Annotated in this window: 13 protein-coding genes; 10 read left to right on the forward strand and 3 right to left on the reverse strand. The window is 59.6% G+C overall.

Features of this window, described 5'->3' with window-relative positions:
* Positions 1-537: a retropepsin-like aspartic peptidase RloA gene (gene rloA / locus ACYZUA_RS11620; protein ID WP_461963200.1), complete on the reverse strand. Its 537-nt coding sequence runs from the start codon at positions 535-537 to the stop codon at positions 1-3.
* A 302-nt stretch (positions 538-839) separates the two neighbouring features.
* Here rloA and ACYZUA_RS11625 point away from each other — a divergent pair, with 302 nt between their 5' ends.
* From ACYZUA_RS11625 to prpD, 6 genes are all read left to right on the forward strand, one after another.
* Positions 840-1559 carry a GntR family transcriptional regulator gene (locus ACYZUA_RS11625; protein ID WP_176471555.1) on the forward strand — a complete coding sequence of 240 codons (720 nt, stop codon included), beginning with the start codon at positions 840-842 and terminating at the stop codon, positions 1557-1559.
* On the forward strand, positions 1556-2446 hold the full coding sequence (prpB, locus tag ACYZUA_RS11630) for a methylisocitrate lyase (RefSeq protein ID WP_010456549.1): 891 nt from the start codon (positions 1556-1558) through the stop codon (positions 2444-2446). The genes ACYZUA_RS11625 and prpB overlap by 4 nt, the downstream gene beginning before the upstream one ends.
* Before the next feature lie 138 nt (positions 2447-2584).
* Complete coding sequence (gene prpC, locus ACYZUA_RS11635) at positions 2585-3712, forward strand: bifunctional 2-methylcitrate synthase/citrate synthase (RefSeq protein WP_461963201.1); 1128 nt, start codon at positions 2585-2587, stop codon at positions 3710-3712.
* A gap of 185 nt (positions 3713-3897) precedes the next feature.
* Positions 3898-6492, forward strand: coding sequence for a Fe/S-dependent 2-methylisocitrate dehydratase AcnD (gene acnD / locus ACYZUA_RS11640; RefSeq protein WP_461963202.1), 2595 nt, complete (start codon positions 3898-3900; stop codon positions 6490-6492).
* A gap of 54 nt (positions 6493-6546) precedes the next feature.
* Complete coding sequence (gene prpF, locus ACYZUA_RS11645; RefSeq protein ID WP_461963203.1) at positions 6547-7749, forward strand: 2-methylaconitate cis-trans isomerase PrpF; 1203 nt, start codon at positions 6547-6549, stop codon at positions 7747-7749.
* Between the two features lie 187 nt (positions 7750-7936).
* Positions 7937-9421 (forward strand): 2-methylcitrate dehydratase, encoded by a 1485-nt coding sequence (gene prpD, locus ACYZUA_RS11650; RefSeq protein ID WP_461963204.1) that lies wholly within the window; start codon positions 7937-7939, stop codon positions 9419-9421.
* A 73-nt stretch (positions 9422-9494) separates the two neighbouring features.
* Here the strand turns inward: prpD and ACYZUA_RS11655 are convergent, their stop codons facing one another.
* Positions 9495-10373, reverse strand: coding sequence for a DMT family transporter (locus ACYZUA_RS11655; protein WP_461963949.1), 879 nt, complete (start codon positions 10371-10373; stop codon positions 9495-9497).
* A gap of 137 nt (positions 10374-10510) precedes the next feature.
* Here ACYZUA_RS11655 and ACYZUA_RS11660 point away from each other — a divergent pair, with 137 nt between their 5' ends.
* The gene (locus ACYZUA_RS11660) at positions 10511-11920 is read left to right on the forward strand and encodes an aminotransferase-like domain-containing protein (RefSeq protein WP_461963205.1); all 1410 of its coding nucleotides are present in this window, start codon (positions 10511-10513) and stop codon (positions 11918-11920) included.
* A 123-nt stretch (positions 11921-12043) separates the two neighbouring features.
* Here ACYZUA_RS11660 and ppsR read toward each other — a convergent pair whose 3' ends face one another.
* Positions 12044-12862 carry a posphoenolpyruvate synthetase regulatory kinase/phosphorylase PpsR gene (ppsR, locus tag ACYZUA_RS11665; RefSeq protein ID WP_461963206.1) on the reverse strand — a complete coding sequence of 273 codons (819 nt, stop codon included), beginning with the start codon at positions 12860-12862 and terminating at the stop codon, positions 12044-12046.
* Positions 12863-13194: 332 nt separating this feature from the next.
* Between ppsR and ppsA the strand changes: the two genes are divergently transcribed.
* The 3 genes from ppsA (at position 13195) to rraA (ending at position 17366) form a co-directional block, all read left to right on the forward strand.
* Entirely contained in the window at positions 13195-15570 is a 2376-nt protein-coding gene (ppsA, locus tag ACYZUA_RS11670) for a phosphoenolpyruvate synthase (protein ID WP_461963207.1), read from the forward strand.
* 193 nt (positions 15571-15763) lie between these two features.
* Entirely contained in the window at positions 15764-16753 is a 990-nt protein-coding gene (locus ACYZUA_RS11675) for an alpha/beta fold hydrolase (RefSeq protein ID WP_461963208.1), read from the forward strand.
* Positions 16754-16874: 121 nt separating this feature from the next.
* The gene (gene rraA / locus ACYZUA_RS11680) at positions 16875-17366 is read left to right on the forward strand and encodes a ribonuclease E activity regulator RraA (RefSeq protein WP_008146309.1); all 492 of its coding nucleotides are present in this window, start codon (positions 16875-16877) and stop codon (positions 17364-17366) included.
* Positions 17367-17392: the final 26 nt, after the last annotated feature.

Below are 17392 nucleotides of genomic sequence, written 5' to 3' on the forward strand. Positions count from 1 at the left end.
TTACTCTGCGGTATGAGCGTCGGTGGCGCAGGCGGGTTTGCCAGCAGCGTATTTAAGACTGGGGTCGACCAGCGCATCGAAACGTTTCAGCGCTTCGGAGCCGATCAGGAGCGGGTAATGGAAGGCGCTACGGTCGGTCAAGTTCACTTCGATACTGCGTAAAGCCGAACCCATGCAGATATTCAGCTCGATCACCGGACGAGCGGTGTACTTCTTGCCTTCTTCCGGGTCGTAGTCGCCGGCCCGGCGCTTGATCTTGCTGACGCGGGCCAGTGGCCGTTCGATCGGGTGCGAGTGCGCAGCGTCGATTGCCAGATAGAAGCGCACCCAGGATTCGCCATTGCGTTTGAAGCGTTTGATGTCACGGGCACTCAGGGACGCGGTTTTCGCCCCGGTGTCGAGTTTGGCGGCGACTTCCAGGTCGATGCCGTCCAGGGCGGCGTACTCGTTGAGGCCGTAGACAGTCTTTTCCCCCGCCGCGGCGAAACCGGGCAGGCAAAGAAGATAAAGGAAGGTGGGGAAAGGCTTGAGTCTCATAAATCCTGGTGCGCAGCGGTCCGTACTTCGATTCAAGGCCCTGGCATCGCTGCGCAAGCTCCCTCGTATGCCTATCAACTGTTTATGACAAGCAGTGCAGATGTCACAAACAAATGCGGCCGGCATTCTAGCACGGTGGTTTTATGGCGCCAGCGCCGGGAGGCGGCTATAAACAGAGGGGCTCCATCGTTAAGGTGCAGTCGGTTATTAGACGATTGTCGACAATACCTATTTATCCTTTGACTAAAAGGTCTGTATTCGCTAGTTTTTGCGGCATCAGCTTTCAAGGTGTCGACAATATGCTGGATCAACTCGATCCCCCGGTAATAGCCCAAGACGATTCGGAGACACTTTCCGAGAACGTCTTCCGGCGCATTCAGGCGGCCATCGTCAAGGGCGAGATCGCCCCGGGCAGCAAGATCTCCGAGCCGGAACTGGCGCGTACCTATGGCATCAGCCGCGGGCCGCTGCGTGAGGCTATCCACCGCCTGGAAGGCCAGCGCCTGCTGGTTCGCGTGCCGCACGTCGGGGCGCGGGTGGTTTCATTGAGCCATGCCGAACTGCTGGAACTCTACGAAATCCGCGAATCCCTCGAAGGCATGGCCTGCCGTCTGGCGGCCGAGCGCATGACCCTCGAAGAAATCGATGAACTGCGCCGGGTCCTCGAAACCCATGAGCGCGATGCGGCGTTTCAGGCCGGTGTCGGCTACTACCAGCAGGAAGGCGATTTCGACTTCCATTACCGAATCATCCAGGGCAGCGGCAACCGCACCCTGACGCAGATGCTCTGCGGCGAGCTCTATCAACTGGTGCGCATGTACCGCATCCAGTTTTCCACCACGCCCAATCGCCCGCGTCAGGCCTTTGCCGAGCACCATCGAATTCTCGACGCCATCGCCGACCGTGACGGTGAGCTAGCCGAGTTGTTGATGCGCCGCCACATCGGCGCCTCCAAACGCAATATCGCCCGTCACTACCAGGACGGCACACACCAGACAGCCACTGAACGAGGTGAGTCATGAGTTCCAACAAGAGCACTCCAGGCCAGCGTTTCCGCGATGCGGTCGCCAGCGAACATCCGCTGCAAGTGGTCGGCGCGATCAACGCCAATCACGCGCTGCTGGCCAAGCGCGCCGGTTTCAAGGCTATTTATCTGTCGGGTGGCGGGGTGGCTGCCGGCTCCCTCGGCGTGCCGGACCTGGGCATCACCGGCCTGGACGACGTGCTGACCGACGTGCGCCGCATCACTGACGTCTGCGACCTGCCGCTGCTGGTGGACGTGGACACCGGTTTCGGTTCCTCGGCGTTCAACGTGGCGCGTACCGTCAAGTCGATGATCAAATTCGGCGCGGCGGCGATTCATATCGAAGACCAGGTCGGCGCCAAACGCTGCGGTCACCGTCCTAATAAAGAGATCGTGTCTCTGCAGGAAATGGTCGATCGGATCAAGGCAGCCGTCGATGCGCGCACCGATGACAGCTTCGTGATCATGGCCCGCACCGACGCCCTCGCGGTAGAAGGTCTGGAATCTGCACTGGATCGCGCTGCCGCGTGCATCGAGGCCGGCGCCGACATGATCTTCCCGGAAGCCATCACCGAACTGGACATGTACAAGCTGTTCGCCAATCGCGTGAAAGCGCCGATCCTGGCCAACATCACCGAATTCGGCGCGACGCCGCTGTACACCACCGAGCAACTCGCCGCTGCCGATGTGTCGCTGGTGCTGTACCCGCTGTCGGCGTTCCGTGCGATGAACAAAGCCGCAGAAAACGTCTACACCGCGATCCGCCGCGACGGCACGCAACAGAACGTCATCGACACCATGCAGACCCGCATGGAGCTTTACGATCGCATCGACTACCACACCTTCGAGCAGAAGCTCGATGCGTTGTTCGCCGCGAAGAAGTAACGAAAGCCCTGTAGGAGCGAAGCTTGCTCGCGAAGACGCACTGACATTCAACATTAATGTCGTCTGATACACCGCTTTCGCGAGCAAGCTTCGCTCCTACAAGTTTCCCTAACAAATTCAAGAAAACTGGAGACAGCAATGGCCGAAGCAAAAGTACTCAGTGGCGCCGGGCTCCGTGGCCAGGTTGCCGGGCAAACCGCACTGTCCACCGTGGGCCAGTCGGGCGCAGGCCTGACCTATCGTGGCTACGACGTTCGCGAACTGGCGGCTGACGCACAATTCGAAGAAGTGGCCTACCTGCTGCTTTACGGCGAACTGCCGACCAAAACACAACTCGCCGCTTACATCAGCAAACTGAGCAAGCTGCGCGACCTGCCGCAAGCACTGAAAGAAGTGCTGGAACGCATCCCCGCCGACGCCCACCCGATGGACGTGATGCGCACCGGTTGCTCGTTCCTGGGCAACATCGAACCGGAGAAAGACTTCTCCGAACAACACGACGTGACCGACCGCCTGTTGGCCGCGTTCCCGGCGATCATGTGCTACTGGTATCGCTTCAGCCACGATGGCAAACGCATCAACTGCGTGAGCGACGAACAGACCATCGGCGGCCACTTCCTGCACCTGCTGCACGACAAGAAGCCGAGCGAGTTGCACGTCAAAGTGATGAACGTTTCGCTGATCCTCTACGCGGAACACGAGTTCAACGCCTCGACGTTCACCGCACGGGTTTGTGCATCGACGCTGTCGGACATGTATTCCTGCGTCACCGCGGCCATCGGCTCACTGCGCGGTCCGCTGCACGGCGGCGCCAACGAAGCGGCGATGGAAATGATCGAGCGCTTCAGCTCGCCGGAAGAGGCGATCAAAGGCACCCTCGGCATGCTCGAGCGCAAGGACAAGATCATGGGCTTCGGCCACGCGATCTATAAGGACAACGATCCGCGCAACGAGGTGATCAAGGGCTGGTCGAAAAAACTCGCTGACGAAGTGGGCGACACCGTGTTGTTCCCGGTTTCCGAAGCCATCGACAAGACCATGTGGGAACAGAAAAAACTGTTCCCGAACGCCGACTTCTACCATGCGTCGACGTATCACTTCATGGGCATCCCGACCAAGTTGTTCACACCGATCTTCGTCTGCTCGCGCCTGACCGGCTGGGCGGCGCACGTGTTCGAACAACGTGCCAACAACCGCATCATCCGCCCGAGCGCCGAGTACGTCGGCGTCGAACAGCGCAAGTTCGTGCCAATCGAACAACGCTGACCGGGGAGGGCCGGCTGAACCGGGAACCTGTAGGAGCCGAGCTTGCTCGCGATAGCGGTGTATCAGTCGACATCAATGTTGAATGTCAGTCCGTCATCGCGAGCAAGCTCGGCTCCTACAGGGGACCGGTCTCACTTCAAATGCCAGGCCCCACCTTTTGAAACTACCGTGACCGAGTCCTGACGATGAACACTGAATTCCGTAAACCGCTGCCCGGCAGCCATCTGGATTACTTCGACGTCCGTGCGGCTGTCGAAGCCATCCAGCCCGGCGCCTACGACACCCTGCCGTACACCTCCCGCGTGCTGGCGGAAAACCTGGTGCGTCGCTGCGACCCGGCCACGCTCACCGAATCCCTGAAGCAATTCATCGAGCGCAAACGCGACCTCGACTTCCCGTGGTTTCCAGCCCGCGTGGTGTGCCACGACATTCTCGGCCAGACCGCGCTGGTCGACCTCGCCGGCCTGCGTGACGCCATCGCCCTGCAAGGTGGCGACCCGGCGCAAGTGAACCCGGTGGTGCCGACACAACTGATCGTCGACCACTCCCTGGCCGTCGAGCGCGGTGGCTTCGATCCGGAGGCGTTCGAGAAGAACCGCGCCATCGAAGACCGTCGTAACGAAGACCGTTTCCACTTCATCAACTGGACCAAAAAGGCCTTCAAGAACGTTGATGTGATCCCGCCGGGCAACGGAATCATGCACCAGATCAACCTGGAGAAAATGTCTCCGGTGATCCAGGTGCGCGACGGCGTGGCGTTCCCCGACACCTGCGTCGGCACCGACAGCCACACCCCGCACGTCGATGCACTGGGCGTAATCGCCATCGGTGTCGGCGGCCTGGAAGCGGAAAGCGTGATGCTCGGCCGCGCGTCGTGGATGCGTCTGCCGGAAAGTGTCGGCGTCGAATTGACGGGCAAGCTGCAACCGGGCATCACCGCCACCGACATGGTGCTGGCGCTGACCGAGTTCCTGCGTCAGCAAAAAGTCGTCGGTGCGTGGCTGGAGTTCTTCGGCGAAGGCGCCTCTGCGTTGACTCTGGGCGACCGTGCGACCATTTCCAACATGGCCCCGGAATACGGCGCCACTGCTGCAATGTTCTACATCGATCAGCAGACCATCGACTACCTGAAACTCACCGGCCGTGAAGACGAGCAAGTGCAGTTGGTCGAGAACTACGCCAAGCAAACCGGCCTCTGGGCTGACAGCTTGAAGAATGCACAATACGAGCGCGGGTTGACGTTTGACCTGTCCTCGGTGGTGCGCAACATGGCCGGCCCGAGCAACCCGCACGCCCGCGTCGCCACCTCGGACCTCGCCGCCCAAGGCATCTCCGGTCAATGGACCGAAGTGCCCGGCCAGATGCCGGACGGCGCAGTGATCATCGCCGCCATCACCAGTTGCACCAACACCAGCAACCCGCGCAACGTCATCGCCGCCGGCCTGCTGGCGCGCAATGCCAACAAGCTCGGGCTGACTCGCAAGCCTTGGGTCAAGTCGTCCCTGGCGCCAGGCTCGAAAACCGTGGCGCTGTACCTGGACGAAGCCGGCCTGACCACTGAGCTGGAGCAACTCGGCTTCGGCATCGTCGCCTTCGCTTGCACGACGTGCAACGGCATGTCCGGTGCGCTGGATCCGGTGATCCAGCAAGAGATCATCGACCGCGACCTGTACGCCACTGCTGTGTTGTCCGGCAACCGCAACTTTGACGGCCGGATCCACCCGTACGCCAAGAACGCGTTCCTTGCTTCGCCACCGTTAGTCGTGGCTTACGCCATCGCAGGCACCATCCGTTTCGACATCGAAAAAGATGTGTTGGGTGTGGTCGACGGTAAGGAAATTCGTCTGAAAGACATCTGGCCGAGCGACGAAGAAATTGACGCAGTGGTCAAGGCATCGGTCAAGCCGGAGCAGTTCCGTCAGGTCTACATTCCGATGTTCGCCATCCACGAAGACACCGGTCCGAAAGTGACGCCGTTGTACGACTGGCGCGAGATGAGCACCTACATTCGCCGTCCGCCGTACTGGGAAGGCGCGTTGGCCGGCGCTCGTCCGCTCAAGGGCATGCGCCCGCTGGCGGTGCTGCCGGACAACATCACCACCGATCACCTGTCGCCGTCGAACGCGATCATGCTCGACAGCGCCGCCGGCGAATACCTGGCGAAAATGGGCTTGCCGGAAGAGGACTTCAACTCTTACGCAACTCATAGGGGTGACCATTTGACTGCGCAGCGCGCCACCTTCGCCAACCCGAAACTGTTCAATGAAATGGTTCAGGAAAACGGCAAGGTCAAGCAGGGTTCGCTGGCTCGCGTCGAGCCGGAAGGCCAGGTCATGCGCATGTGGGAAGCCATCGAAACCTACATGGAGCGCAAGCAGCCGCTGATCATCATCGCCGGCGCCGACTACGGTCAGGGTTCGTCCCGCGACTGGGCAGCCAAAGGCGTGCGGCTGGCGGGTGTGGAAGCGATTGCGGCCGAAGGTTTCGAGCGCATTCACCGCACCAACCTGGTGGGCATGGGCGTGTTGCCGCTGGAATTCAAACCGGGCACCGACCGCAAGACCTTGGGCATCGACGGCAGCGAAACCTACGACGTGATCGGTGAGCGCACCCCGCGTGCTGAACTGACGCTGGTGATCAACCGCAAGAACGGCGAACGCGTCGAAGTGCCGGTGACCTGCCGCCTCGACACCGCCGAAGAAGTGTCGATCTACGAGGCCGGTGGCGTGCTGCAACGCTTCGCTCAGGACTTCCTCGAAGAATCGGCGGTTGCCGTTTAACACGATGAGTTCGGGCGGGGCCATGCGGTCCCGCTCGATCCTAAAAGGAACATCATGGCTCACGCACCTCAAATCGCCCCTCAAATTAGAATCCCCGCCACCTACATGCGCGGCGGCACCAGCAAAGGCGTGTTCTTCAGCCTGAAAGACCTGCCCGAAGCGGCACAGGTTCCAGGCCCGGCGCGCGATGCCTTGTTGCTGCGCGTGATCGGCAGCCCCGACCCGTACGACAAGCAAATCGACGGCATGGGCGGCGCGACCTCCAGCACCAGCAAAACCGTGATTCTGTCGAAAAGCATCAAGGCCGATCACGACGTCGATTACCTGTTCGGCCAGGTGTCCATCGACAAGCCTTTCGTCGACTGGAGCGGTAACTGCGGCAACCTGTCGGCGGCGGTCGGTTCGTTCGCCATCAGCAATGGTTTGGTGGACGCCAGCCGCATCCCGCACAACGGCGTTGCCGTGGTTCGCGTGTGGCAGGCCAACATCGGCAAGACCATCATCGCCCACGTGCCGATCACCAACGGTGAAGTGCAGGAAACCGGTGATTTCGAACTCGACGGCGTGACCTTTCCGGCCGCTGAAGTGCAGGTCGAATTTATGGACCCGGCAGCGGAAGAAGAGGGTGGCGGTGGTTCGATGTTTCCTACCGGCAACCTGGTCGATGACCTCGAAGTGCCCGGCGTCGGCATCTTCAAGGCGACCATGATCAATGCCGGTATTCCGACGATTTTCGTCAATGCCGAAGACATCGGTTACACGGGCACGGAGCTGCAAGGTGCGATCAACAGCGATCCGAAAGCGCTGCTGATGTTTGAAACCATTCGGGCCTACGGCGCATTGCGCATGGGCCTGATAAAGAATCTGGACGAAGCGGCCAAGCGTCAGCACACGCCTAAGGTTGCCTTTGTGGCCAAGCCTGCGGACTACGTTGCTTCGAGTGGCAAAGCGATTGCGGCGGGCGATGTCGATCTGCTGGTGCGGGCACTGTCCATGGGCAAATTGCACCACGCGATGATGGGCACGGCGGCGGTGGCGATTGGCACGGCAGCGGCGATTTCCGGCACGCTGGTGAACCTCGCAGCGGGCGGTATCGAACGCAATGCCGTGCGCTTTGGGCATCCGTCCGGCACGTTGCGTGTGGGTGCTGAGGCGAGCCAGGTGAACGGTGAATGGACCGTGAACAAAGCCATCATGAGCCGCAGTGCGCGGGTTCTGATGGAAGGTTACGTCCGCGTGCCGGGTGATTCCTTCTAACCGACACATCCCTTTGTAGGAGCCGAGCTTGCTCGCGATAGCGGTGTATCAGTCGACACCAATGTTGAATGTCAAACCGTCATCGCGAGCAAGCTCGGCTCCTACAGAGGTTCGCAATTCAATAATAAGAATCAGATTGCCCTGAACCGAGGTCCCATCAACGAACCACTTCAAGAGTGAATCGAACATGAGCACCAACGTCGACCAGAACAACCGCCCCGACTACGACACGGTCCTGCAGGACATTGCCGACTACGTCCTCAACTTCAAGATCCAATCCACCGAAGCCCTCGACACCGCCCGCAACTGCCTGATGGACACGTTGGGCTGTGGCCTGCTGGCTCTGCGTTTCCCCGAATGCACCAAACACCTCGGCCCCATGGTGGAAGGCACCGTCGTCCCGTTCGGCGCCCGCGTCCCCGGTACCAGTTATCGCCTCGACCCGGTCAAAGCGGCGTGGGACATCGGTTGCATCGTTCGCTGGCTCGACTACAACGACACCTGGCTCGCGGCCGAATGGGGCCATCCGTCCGATAACCTCGGCGGCATTCTCGCGGTGGCGGACCACTTGTCGCAAAAATACCTGGCTAATGGCGATGCGCCGCTGACCGTTCGCTCTGTGCTCGAAGCCATGATCATGGCCCACGAGATCCAGGGCGTGATCGCGCTGGAAAACTCCTTCAATCGCGTAGGCCTGGATCACGTCATCCTGGTGAAAGTCGCCTCGACCGCTGTGACCGCCAAGCTGATGGGCGCCAATCGCGAGCAGTTGTTGTCGGCGTTGTCCCACGCGTTCGCCGACGGTCAGGCGCTGCGCACTTACCGTCATGCGCCGAATGCCGGATCGCGTAAATCCTGGGCAGCCGGCGATGCGTCCAGTCGCGGCGTGCGACTGGCGGACATCGCGATGCGTGGCGAAATGGGCGTCCCCGGCGTACTGACCGCCAAACAATGGGGCTTCTACGACGTGCTGTTCAGCCATACCAACAAAGACCTGGCGCTCAAGCCCGAAGAAAAGCGCGCGTTCAGCTTCTCCCGGCCGTATGGCAGCTACGTGATGGAAAACGTGCTGTTCAAAATCAGCTTCCCCGCCGAATTCCACGCGCAAACGGCCTGCGAAGCGGCAGTGACGTTGCATCCGCAAGTCAGAAATCGCCTGCACGAAATCGACAAAATCGTCATCACCACTCACGAATCGGCGATCCGCATCATCTCCAAGGTCGGCCCGCTGGCCAACGCTGCGGACCGTGACCATTGCATCCAGTACATGACCGCCGTACCGCTGGCGTTCGGCAATCTGGTGGCCGAGCAATACGAAGACAACTTCCACGCGGCGCATCCGATCATCGACGTGCTGCGCGAAAAAATGGTCATCATCGAAGACCCGCGCTACACCCGCGAATACCTGGAGGCCGATAAACGCTCCATCGCCAATGCGATACAGGTGTTCTTCAAGGACGGCTCTAGCACCGAGAACGTATTGGTGGAATACCCGATCGGCCATCGCCGTCGCCGCACCGACGGCATTGCGCTGCTGGAAGACAAGTTCAAGGCCAACCTGGCGACCCGCTTCAACGCCCAGCGCAGCGCCGAGATCTTTGCGTTGTGCAAGAACCAGGCTGCGCTTGAGGCGACACCAGTCAACCGCTTCATGGACCTCTTCGTGATCTGACGCAAATCCCTGTAGGAGCATGGCTTGCCCGCGATGGCGATCTTGAAGACGCCATCGCGAGCAAGCTTTGCTCCTACAGACGGGTGATGGGCAACTTGGTGATCGCAAACCCCGTCAGCAGAATCGCCGAGTACATCATCAGTTCCCGGGACAACGCTTGCCCCTCGTACCAGGCACCGATGACCACCGCGAACACCGGAAAAATGATGAACACAAACGACAGAATGATCGGGCTCAGTCGCTTGAGCAGCAGGAAGTAAACGATAAACCCGCCCACCGACGCCACCAGCCCCAGATAGAGCAGGGCGCTCCACGAACGCGCGGTGATGGCATCGAACACCGGTGCTTCGACACTCAATCCGGCGACAAACAGCATCAGCCCGGCGATGCCGATTGGCAGCGTGTTGTAGGTAATGACGCTGATCGCCGTACCGTGCTTTTTAGTCACCACGTAACACAGGGCATGCATCACCGCCGCGCAGAGAATCGCCAATACCCCGAACAATTCGGCATGGTCCAGATGCAACCCTTGGCTGCGGATGATCATGAACAAACTGCCGAAACCGATGGCGATGCCGAGCACTTGCGAGGGGTAGATTTTCTCCCGCAGAAACAGCGCGGAAAACAGCAGGATGAACACCGGCATGCAGCTGAACAGCAGCGCCGTCAGACCGGACGAAACGTGCATCTCGCCGTAGTTGAGCAAGTAATACGGCAGGCTGAAATACGTCAGCGTGACGAAGACAAAGAACCAGCGGCTTTCCCTGGGAAACAGCAACGGTTCACGACGGAGCAGGGCGAAGCCGAGAAAGAGCGGGAAGGCGATGAGGAATCGCAGGCCTGCGGCGGTCAGTGGCGGCACGCTTTCAACGGCAATCTTGATCCCGAGCCACGTGGTGCCCCAACTCAGGCACACGATCAGGAATAACACGCTGGTGATCAGGGCGGCCAGCCAGGGTTTGGCAGTACGTGAAGGTACGCTGATGGCGATGGACATGATTGAATTCCTTTTGTCGTCGGAATTGACCTTCATCTGCAAAAGGTCTATCCCTGATTGAACCTGTTCCAAGCACGCTATTCGGGGCTGCAATGACTGTCAAAACAAGTATTGCCATGGTGTCAATCCTGCGCGACGGTCTCACCAATGGTCTGGGCGTGAAATACAAACGCCTCGCCGACGCGATCGAAAAAGGCATCGCTGACGGGCTGATCGAGCCCGGCCGCAAATTGCCGCCTCATCGGCTGCTGGCGGATAGCCTCGGCGTGACCATCGGCACCATCAGCCGCGCTTACGGTGAACTCGAACGCGTGGGATTGGTGGTCGCGCGCGTAGGAGACGGCACGTATGTGCGTCAGCGCGGGATGGAACGACCGCGGGACGGTGGCTTTCGCAATGTCAGTGATGAACCGCGGGCGTTTTTTGACATGAGCCGCAATCAACCGATTCCGGGGCAGGAAGCGCTTTTTTTGAGTCAGAGCCTGCAAGCGTTGTCCCTTGATCCTGAGGCCTTGCAACACCTCGGGGGCTACAGCGCTGAGGCTGGATTGCCACGCTACCGTGCGTCGGGCGCGCACTGGCTCAGGCATAAAGAGTTTGTCCCGAACGCCGAGCAGGTCGTTTGCGTGAACGGCGGCCAGCACGGTCTGTTGTGTGCCTTGATGGGGTTGCTCAAGGCGGGCGATACGTTGGTGACGGAGCACCTGACCTACCCGGGGTTGATCATCGTCGCACGCCAGCTAGGGATAAAACTCATCGGTGTCGCGATGGATGATGAAGGACTGATGCCCGATGCCCTGGAGGAGGTTTGTCGCAACCATCGTGTCTCGGCGCTGTATTGCACGCCGACGATCCAGAATCCTACGGCTGCACTGATGTCCGTCGCACGGCGGGAAGCGATTGCAGAGGTCTGTCGGCAGCACAATCTGTTGATCTTTGAAGACGAAGCCCACGCGGTATTGGCTCAACAGCGACCGTTACCCTTGAGCCATTTCGCCCCGGAGCGTTCGGTGCTGATCGGTAGCCTGAGCAAGGCGGTTTCGGCGGGTTTGCGAGTCGGTTACCTGCATGCGCCGCAACCGTTGATCGGACGCTTGAGCGCAGCTGTGCGTGGGACGTGCTGGATGGCCAGCCCCTTGTCGCTGGAGGTGGCGAGTTTGTGGATAGAAAACGGCATTGCCGGGCAGTTGCTGGGCCAGCAGATTGCCGAGATCGGTCGGCGCAAGGCGTTGGTGAGTGGTGTGCTGGAGGGCTTGGCGTACAAAACCCATTCCCATAGCCCGCATTTCTGGATCGAAGTGCCCGAGCCGTGGCGGGCCTCGCAGATTGCTGAGGAGCTGAAGGAAAACAACTATCTGGTGGCCACCGCCGAGATGTTTGCGGTCGGGCATGGGGCGGTGCCGCAGTTCATCAGAGCGAGTGTGTGTAATTCGGCGGGGGATGATCGGTTGTTGCTGCAAGGGTTTGAAGCTTTGGTGGGGGCATTAACTGAGACCGAGTGATCGTTCATCGCGAGCAGGCTCACTCCTACAGTTGATCTCTGTCATACACAAATTTTGTGTTCACTGAAGATCACCTGTGGGAGTGAGCCTGCTCGCGATAGCGATGTAACAGGCACCGCAGAACTACTTGAACCGCCGCTCCACGCCTTTCTCCACCAGAATCTTCGCCGAAATCTCCTCCACCGAAAAATGGGTGGAATTGATGTGCGGAATGTTCTCGCGGCGGAACAGATTCTCCACCTCGCGCACTTCGAATTCGCACTGGGCATAGCTCGAATAGCGGCTGTTGGGCTTGCGCTCGTTGCGAATCGCGGTGAGGCGGTCCGGGTCGATGGTCAGGCCAAACAGTTTGTGCTGGTGGGCTCGCAGGGTGCCTGGCAATTGCAGGCGTTCCATGTCGTCTTCGGTCAACGGATAGTTGGCCGCACGGATGCCGAATTGCATCGCCATGTACAGACACGTCGGCGTCTTACCACAACGCGACACGCCCACTAGGATCAGGTCCGCCTTGTCGTAATAATGCGTGCGCGCACCGTCGTCGTTGTCGAGGGCGAAGTTCACCGCCTCGATCCGCTCCATGTAATTGGAGTTGCTGCCAATCGAGTGGGATTTGCCGACGGTGTAGGAAGAATGCTCGGTCAATTCCTGTTCAAGAGGCGCCAGAAAGGTCGAGAAAATGTCGATCATGAAACCATTGGACGTTGCGAGGATCTCACGGATGTCCTGATTGACAATGGTGTCGAAGATGATCGGCCGAAAACCATCGTTTTCAGCGGCTTTGTTGATTTGTTGTACCATGACCCGCGCTTTTTCCGCGTTGTCGATGTACGGCTTCGTGAATTTGCTGAAGGTAATGTTTTCGAACTGCGCCAGGAGGCTTTGACCCAGGGTTTCGGCTGTGATGCCGGTGCCATCGGAGATAAAGAAAGCAGATCGTTTCATTTGCACCTTGGGCCTTAAGTGAGTGTCCTGTATCACAAGTGCGTACCTTTTTGGCGGCGCCTGTTGTCGCCATACTACGTTGCCGCTCCTCGCCATAGCCAGCTATGACTTGTCGCGGCGCCTTGTCTGGCAACAACAGTCACTCGCCAAAAAGGCACGCACTTGCGACACAGGACACTTGTGACGAATCTTGGATATGATAGGCGCGATTTGCCGGCCACCAATGGCCCGCATTCTCACTTATTTTCCAGGTCCAGGCCATACAGCTGGCAAACGCTCCTTAGAGCAGCCGGCTTCTGAGCTTTTCCAACACAGTTAGTGGAGAGATCACCTTGGTAGAGTACGTAGTTTCCCTCGATAAGCTCGGCGTCCATGATGTAGAGCACGTAGGGGGCAAGAACGCATCCCTGGGCGAGATGATCAGTAACCTTGCAGGTGCCGGTGTATCGGTGCCCGGTGGCTTCGCCACGACAGCTCAGGCTTATCGTGATTTTCTCGAGCTGAGCGGCCTGAACGATCAGATCCACGCCGCGCTCGACGCCCTGGACGTCGACGATGTCAACGCCCTGGCCAGGACCGGCGCTCAAATCCGTCAATGGATCATGGAAGCGGAATTCCCCGAGAAGCTCAACGCCGAGATCCGCACCGCGTTCGCCACGCTGTCGGCCGGCAACCCTGACATGGCCGTGGCCGTGCGCTCTTCCGCTACCGCCGAAGACCTGCCGGACGCCTCCTTCGCCGGTCAGCAGGAAACCTTCCTGAACATCCGTGGTGTCGAAAACGTTATTCGCGCCGCCAAAGAGGTGTTCGCTTCGCTGTTCAACGACCGCGCGATTTCCTACCGCGTCCACCAGGGCTTCGACCACAAGCTGGTTGCCCTGTCGGCCGGCGTGCAGCGCATGGTCCGCTCCGAAACCGGCACCGCCGGCGTGATGTTCACCCTTGATACCGAATCGGGCTTCCGTGACGTGGTGTTCATCACCGGCGCCTACGGCCTGGGTGAAACCGTCGTACAAGGCGCGGTGAACCCGGATGAATTCTATGTCCACAAAGGCACGCTGGAAGCCGGTCGTCCGGCCATCCTGCGTCGCAACCTGGGCAGCAAAGCCATCAAGATGATCTACGGCGAAGTGGCCACGGCCGGTAAATCGGTCAAGACCATCGACGTCGACAAGGCCGATCGTGCACGTTTCTGCCTGAGCGACGCCGAAGTCAGCGAGCTGGCCAAGCAAGCGATGATCATCGAGAAGCACTACAAGTGCCCGATGGACATCGAATGGGCCAAAGACGGCGACGACGGCAAGCTCTACATCGTGCAGGCCCGTCCGGAAACCGTGAAGAGCCGCACCCAGGCCAACGTCATGGAACGTTACCTGCTGAAAGAAACCGGCACCGTGCTGGTTGAAGGTCGCGCCATCGGCCAGCGCATCGGCGCCGGCAAGGTCCGCATCATCAAGGACGTGTCCGAGATGGACAAAGTCCAGCCAGGCGACGTTCTGGTCTCCGACATGACCGACCCGGACTGGGAGCCGGTCATGAAGCGCGCCAGCGCCATTGTCACCAACCGTGGCGGCCGTACTTGCCACGCGGCGATCATCGCTCGCGAGCTGGGCATCCCCGCCGTGGTCGGTTGCGGCAACGCTACCCAGCTGTTGAAAGACGGCCAGGGCGTGACTGTGTCCTGCGCTGAAGGCGACACCGGTTACATCTTCGAAGGCGAACTGGGCTTCGACATCAAGAAAAACTCCGTTGACGCCATGCCTGATCTGCCGTTCAAGATCATGATGAACGTCGGCAACCCGGATCGCGCCTTCGACTTCGCTCAGCTGCCGAACGCCGGTGTGGGCCTGGCCCGTCTGGAATTCATCATCAACCGCATGATCGGTGTTCACCCGAAAGCGCTGTTGAACTACGACGGTCTGCCGCAGGACATCAAGGACAGCGTCGACAAGCGCATTGCCGGTTACGACGATCCGGTTGGCTTCTATGTCGACAAGCTGGTTGAAGGCATCAGCACCCTGGCCGCTGCGTTCACCCCGAAAAAGGTCATCGTGCGTCTGTCGGACTTCAAGTCCAACGAATACGCCAACCTGATCGGCGGCAAGCTCTACGAGCCGGAAGAAGAAAACCCGATGCTGGGCTTCCGCGGTGCTTCGCGTTACATCAGCGAATCGTTCCGTGACTGCTTCGAACTCGAATGCCGCGCCCTCAAGCGCGTGCGCAACGAGATGGGCCTGACCAACGTCGAAATCATGGTGCCGTTCGTCCGTACATTGGGCGAAGCCAGCCAAGTGATCGATCTGTTGGCTGAAAATGGCCTGGCACGCGGCGAGAATGGTCTGCGCATCATCATGATGTGCGAACTGCCGTCCAACGCGATCCTCGCTGAAGAATTCCTCGAGTTCTTCGACGGTTTCTCCATTGGTTCCAACGACCTGACCCAGCTGACCCTGGGCCTGGACCGTGACTCCGGGATCATCGCTCACCTGTTCGACGAGCGTAATCCGGCGGTCAAGAAGTTGCTGGCCAACGCGATTCAGGCCTGCAACAAGGCTGGCAAGTACATCGGCATTTGCGGTCAGGGCCCTTCGGACCACCCTGATCTGGCCAAATGGCTGATGGAGCAGGGCATCGAAAGCGTTTCGTTGAACCCCGATTCCGTACTGGAAACCTGGTTCTTCCTGGCTGAAGGTCAAGCTCCGGCTTGACCCTGTAGGAGCGAGCCTGCTCGCGATGGACTGCAGAACACCGCGTTTTTTCAGCATGAACGCGTTATCGTTGGCGACCATCGCGAGCAGGCTCGCTCCTACAATGATTGGCAGCGTGGTCGGTGAACGCTGCCTTTAAGATTCAAGTAGGGCGGGCTCCTCTGGAAGCCGCCCTTTTTTGTGCAAGAGCATTATGCAAAGCAGCAGCAACCTATTTCCTGTCGCCCTGATCAGCGCCGAGCGGCGCGGCGATCTGAGCGAAGACGTCTATCGTCTGAAACCCGGCAACAGCCCTGACGGCACCGTCGAACTGGCTGTGACGCGCCTGGGCATGGCGGATGGCTCAGACACGCGTGGCGTTCCGGTTATTTTGCTTCACGGCAGCTTTTCCAATCGCCGGTTCTGGTTTTCCCCGAAGGGGCTTGGACTGGGCGCCTATCTGACGCGTCTGGGATTCGATGTATGGATTCCCGAAATGCGCGGCCACGGCCTGTCCCAGCGCAACCATAACTACCGCAAGAACCGCGTTGCCGACTACGCCCGTTACGATTTGCCGGCCATTGGCGCGTTCGTGCGCGAGCAGAGCGGCCAGATCCCGCACTGGATCGGTCACTCGCTGGGCGGGATTACCCTGGCGGCGGCGCTGGGTGGTGAGTACATCGGCGAGCCGGTAGTGGCTTCCGCGGCGTTTTTCGGTACACAAATCAGTCGCAACTACTGGCCGTTGAAAATTCCGCCGGTGGAGTGGAGCGGACGCTTCATTCTCAAACGTTTTGCCCAGTTGTCCGGTTCACGGCTCAAGCGCGGCCCGGAGGACGAGCCCATTGGCCTGGCCCTGGAAAGCATGCGCTGGTATGGCCTGTTCGGGCGCTTTGGCGATGCCGACAAGGATTGGTGGGCCGGTTTGGCCGACGTTCAGTTACCGGTATTGGCCGTGAGTGCCGCAGGTGACCATCAGGACCCGACCTGGGCTTGTCGCAAGCTGTTCGATCAGGTGGGTTCCGAGCATAAGCAATTCATCAACCTGGGTCGCGATCAAGGCTTTGGCGATAATTTCGGTCATGTGGAGATGCTCGTCAGCAAAGTCGCGCAGACTGAAGTCTGGCCGCTGGTGGCGCGTTGGTTGGCAGATCAGCAGACACCATTGCTGGGTGAAAAACCGGATCTGGCTGCGGCGATCTGAGGCTGATGCTCTAACAAGGGCATTTCGCTCTGTTCGGCTTGCGGCTAAGATATGACGCATTGAGCTGTTCTGGTCACGTTTCGACACCCTCGATTGTCTTCCTCTTTACAGGAGTTTCTCGATGAACCATTACATCACGCCTGACCTTTGCGACGCCTATCCGGAGCTGGTGCAGGTGCTGGAACCGATGTTCAGCAATTTCGGTGGCCGTGATTCTTTCGGCGGCGAAATCGTGACCATCAAATGTTTCGAAGACAATTCGCGGGTCAAGGAGCAGGTCGAGCTCAAGGGGAATGGCAAGGTGCTGGTAGTCGACGGTGGCGGTTCCCTGCGTCATGCGTTGCTGGGTGACATGCTGGCCGAGAAAGCGGCGAAAAACGGTTGGGAAGGGCTGGTGATCTACGGTTGCATCCGCGACGTAGATATCATCGCGCAGACCGATCTGGGCGTTCAGGCCCTGGCCAGCCACCCGCGAAAATCCGACCGGCGCGGGCTCGGCGATCTCAACGTTGCCGTCACTTTTGCCGGTGTGACGTTCCATCCAGGCCATTACATCTACGCGGACAATAACGGCGTGATCATCTCGCCAAGCCCGCTGAAGATGCCTGAATAAAGCGCAACGCCAACAAAGGGGTGAGG

Source organism: Pseudomonas sp. LS2P72 (assembly GCF_054897865.1).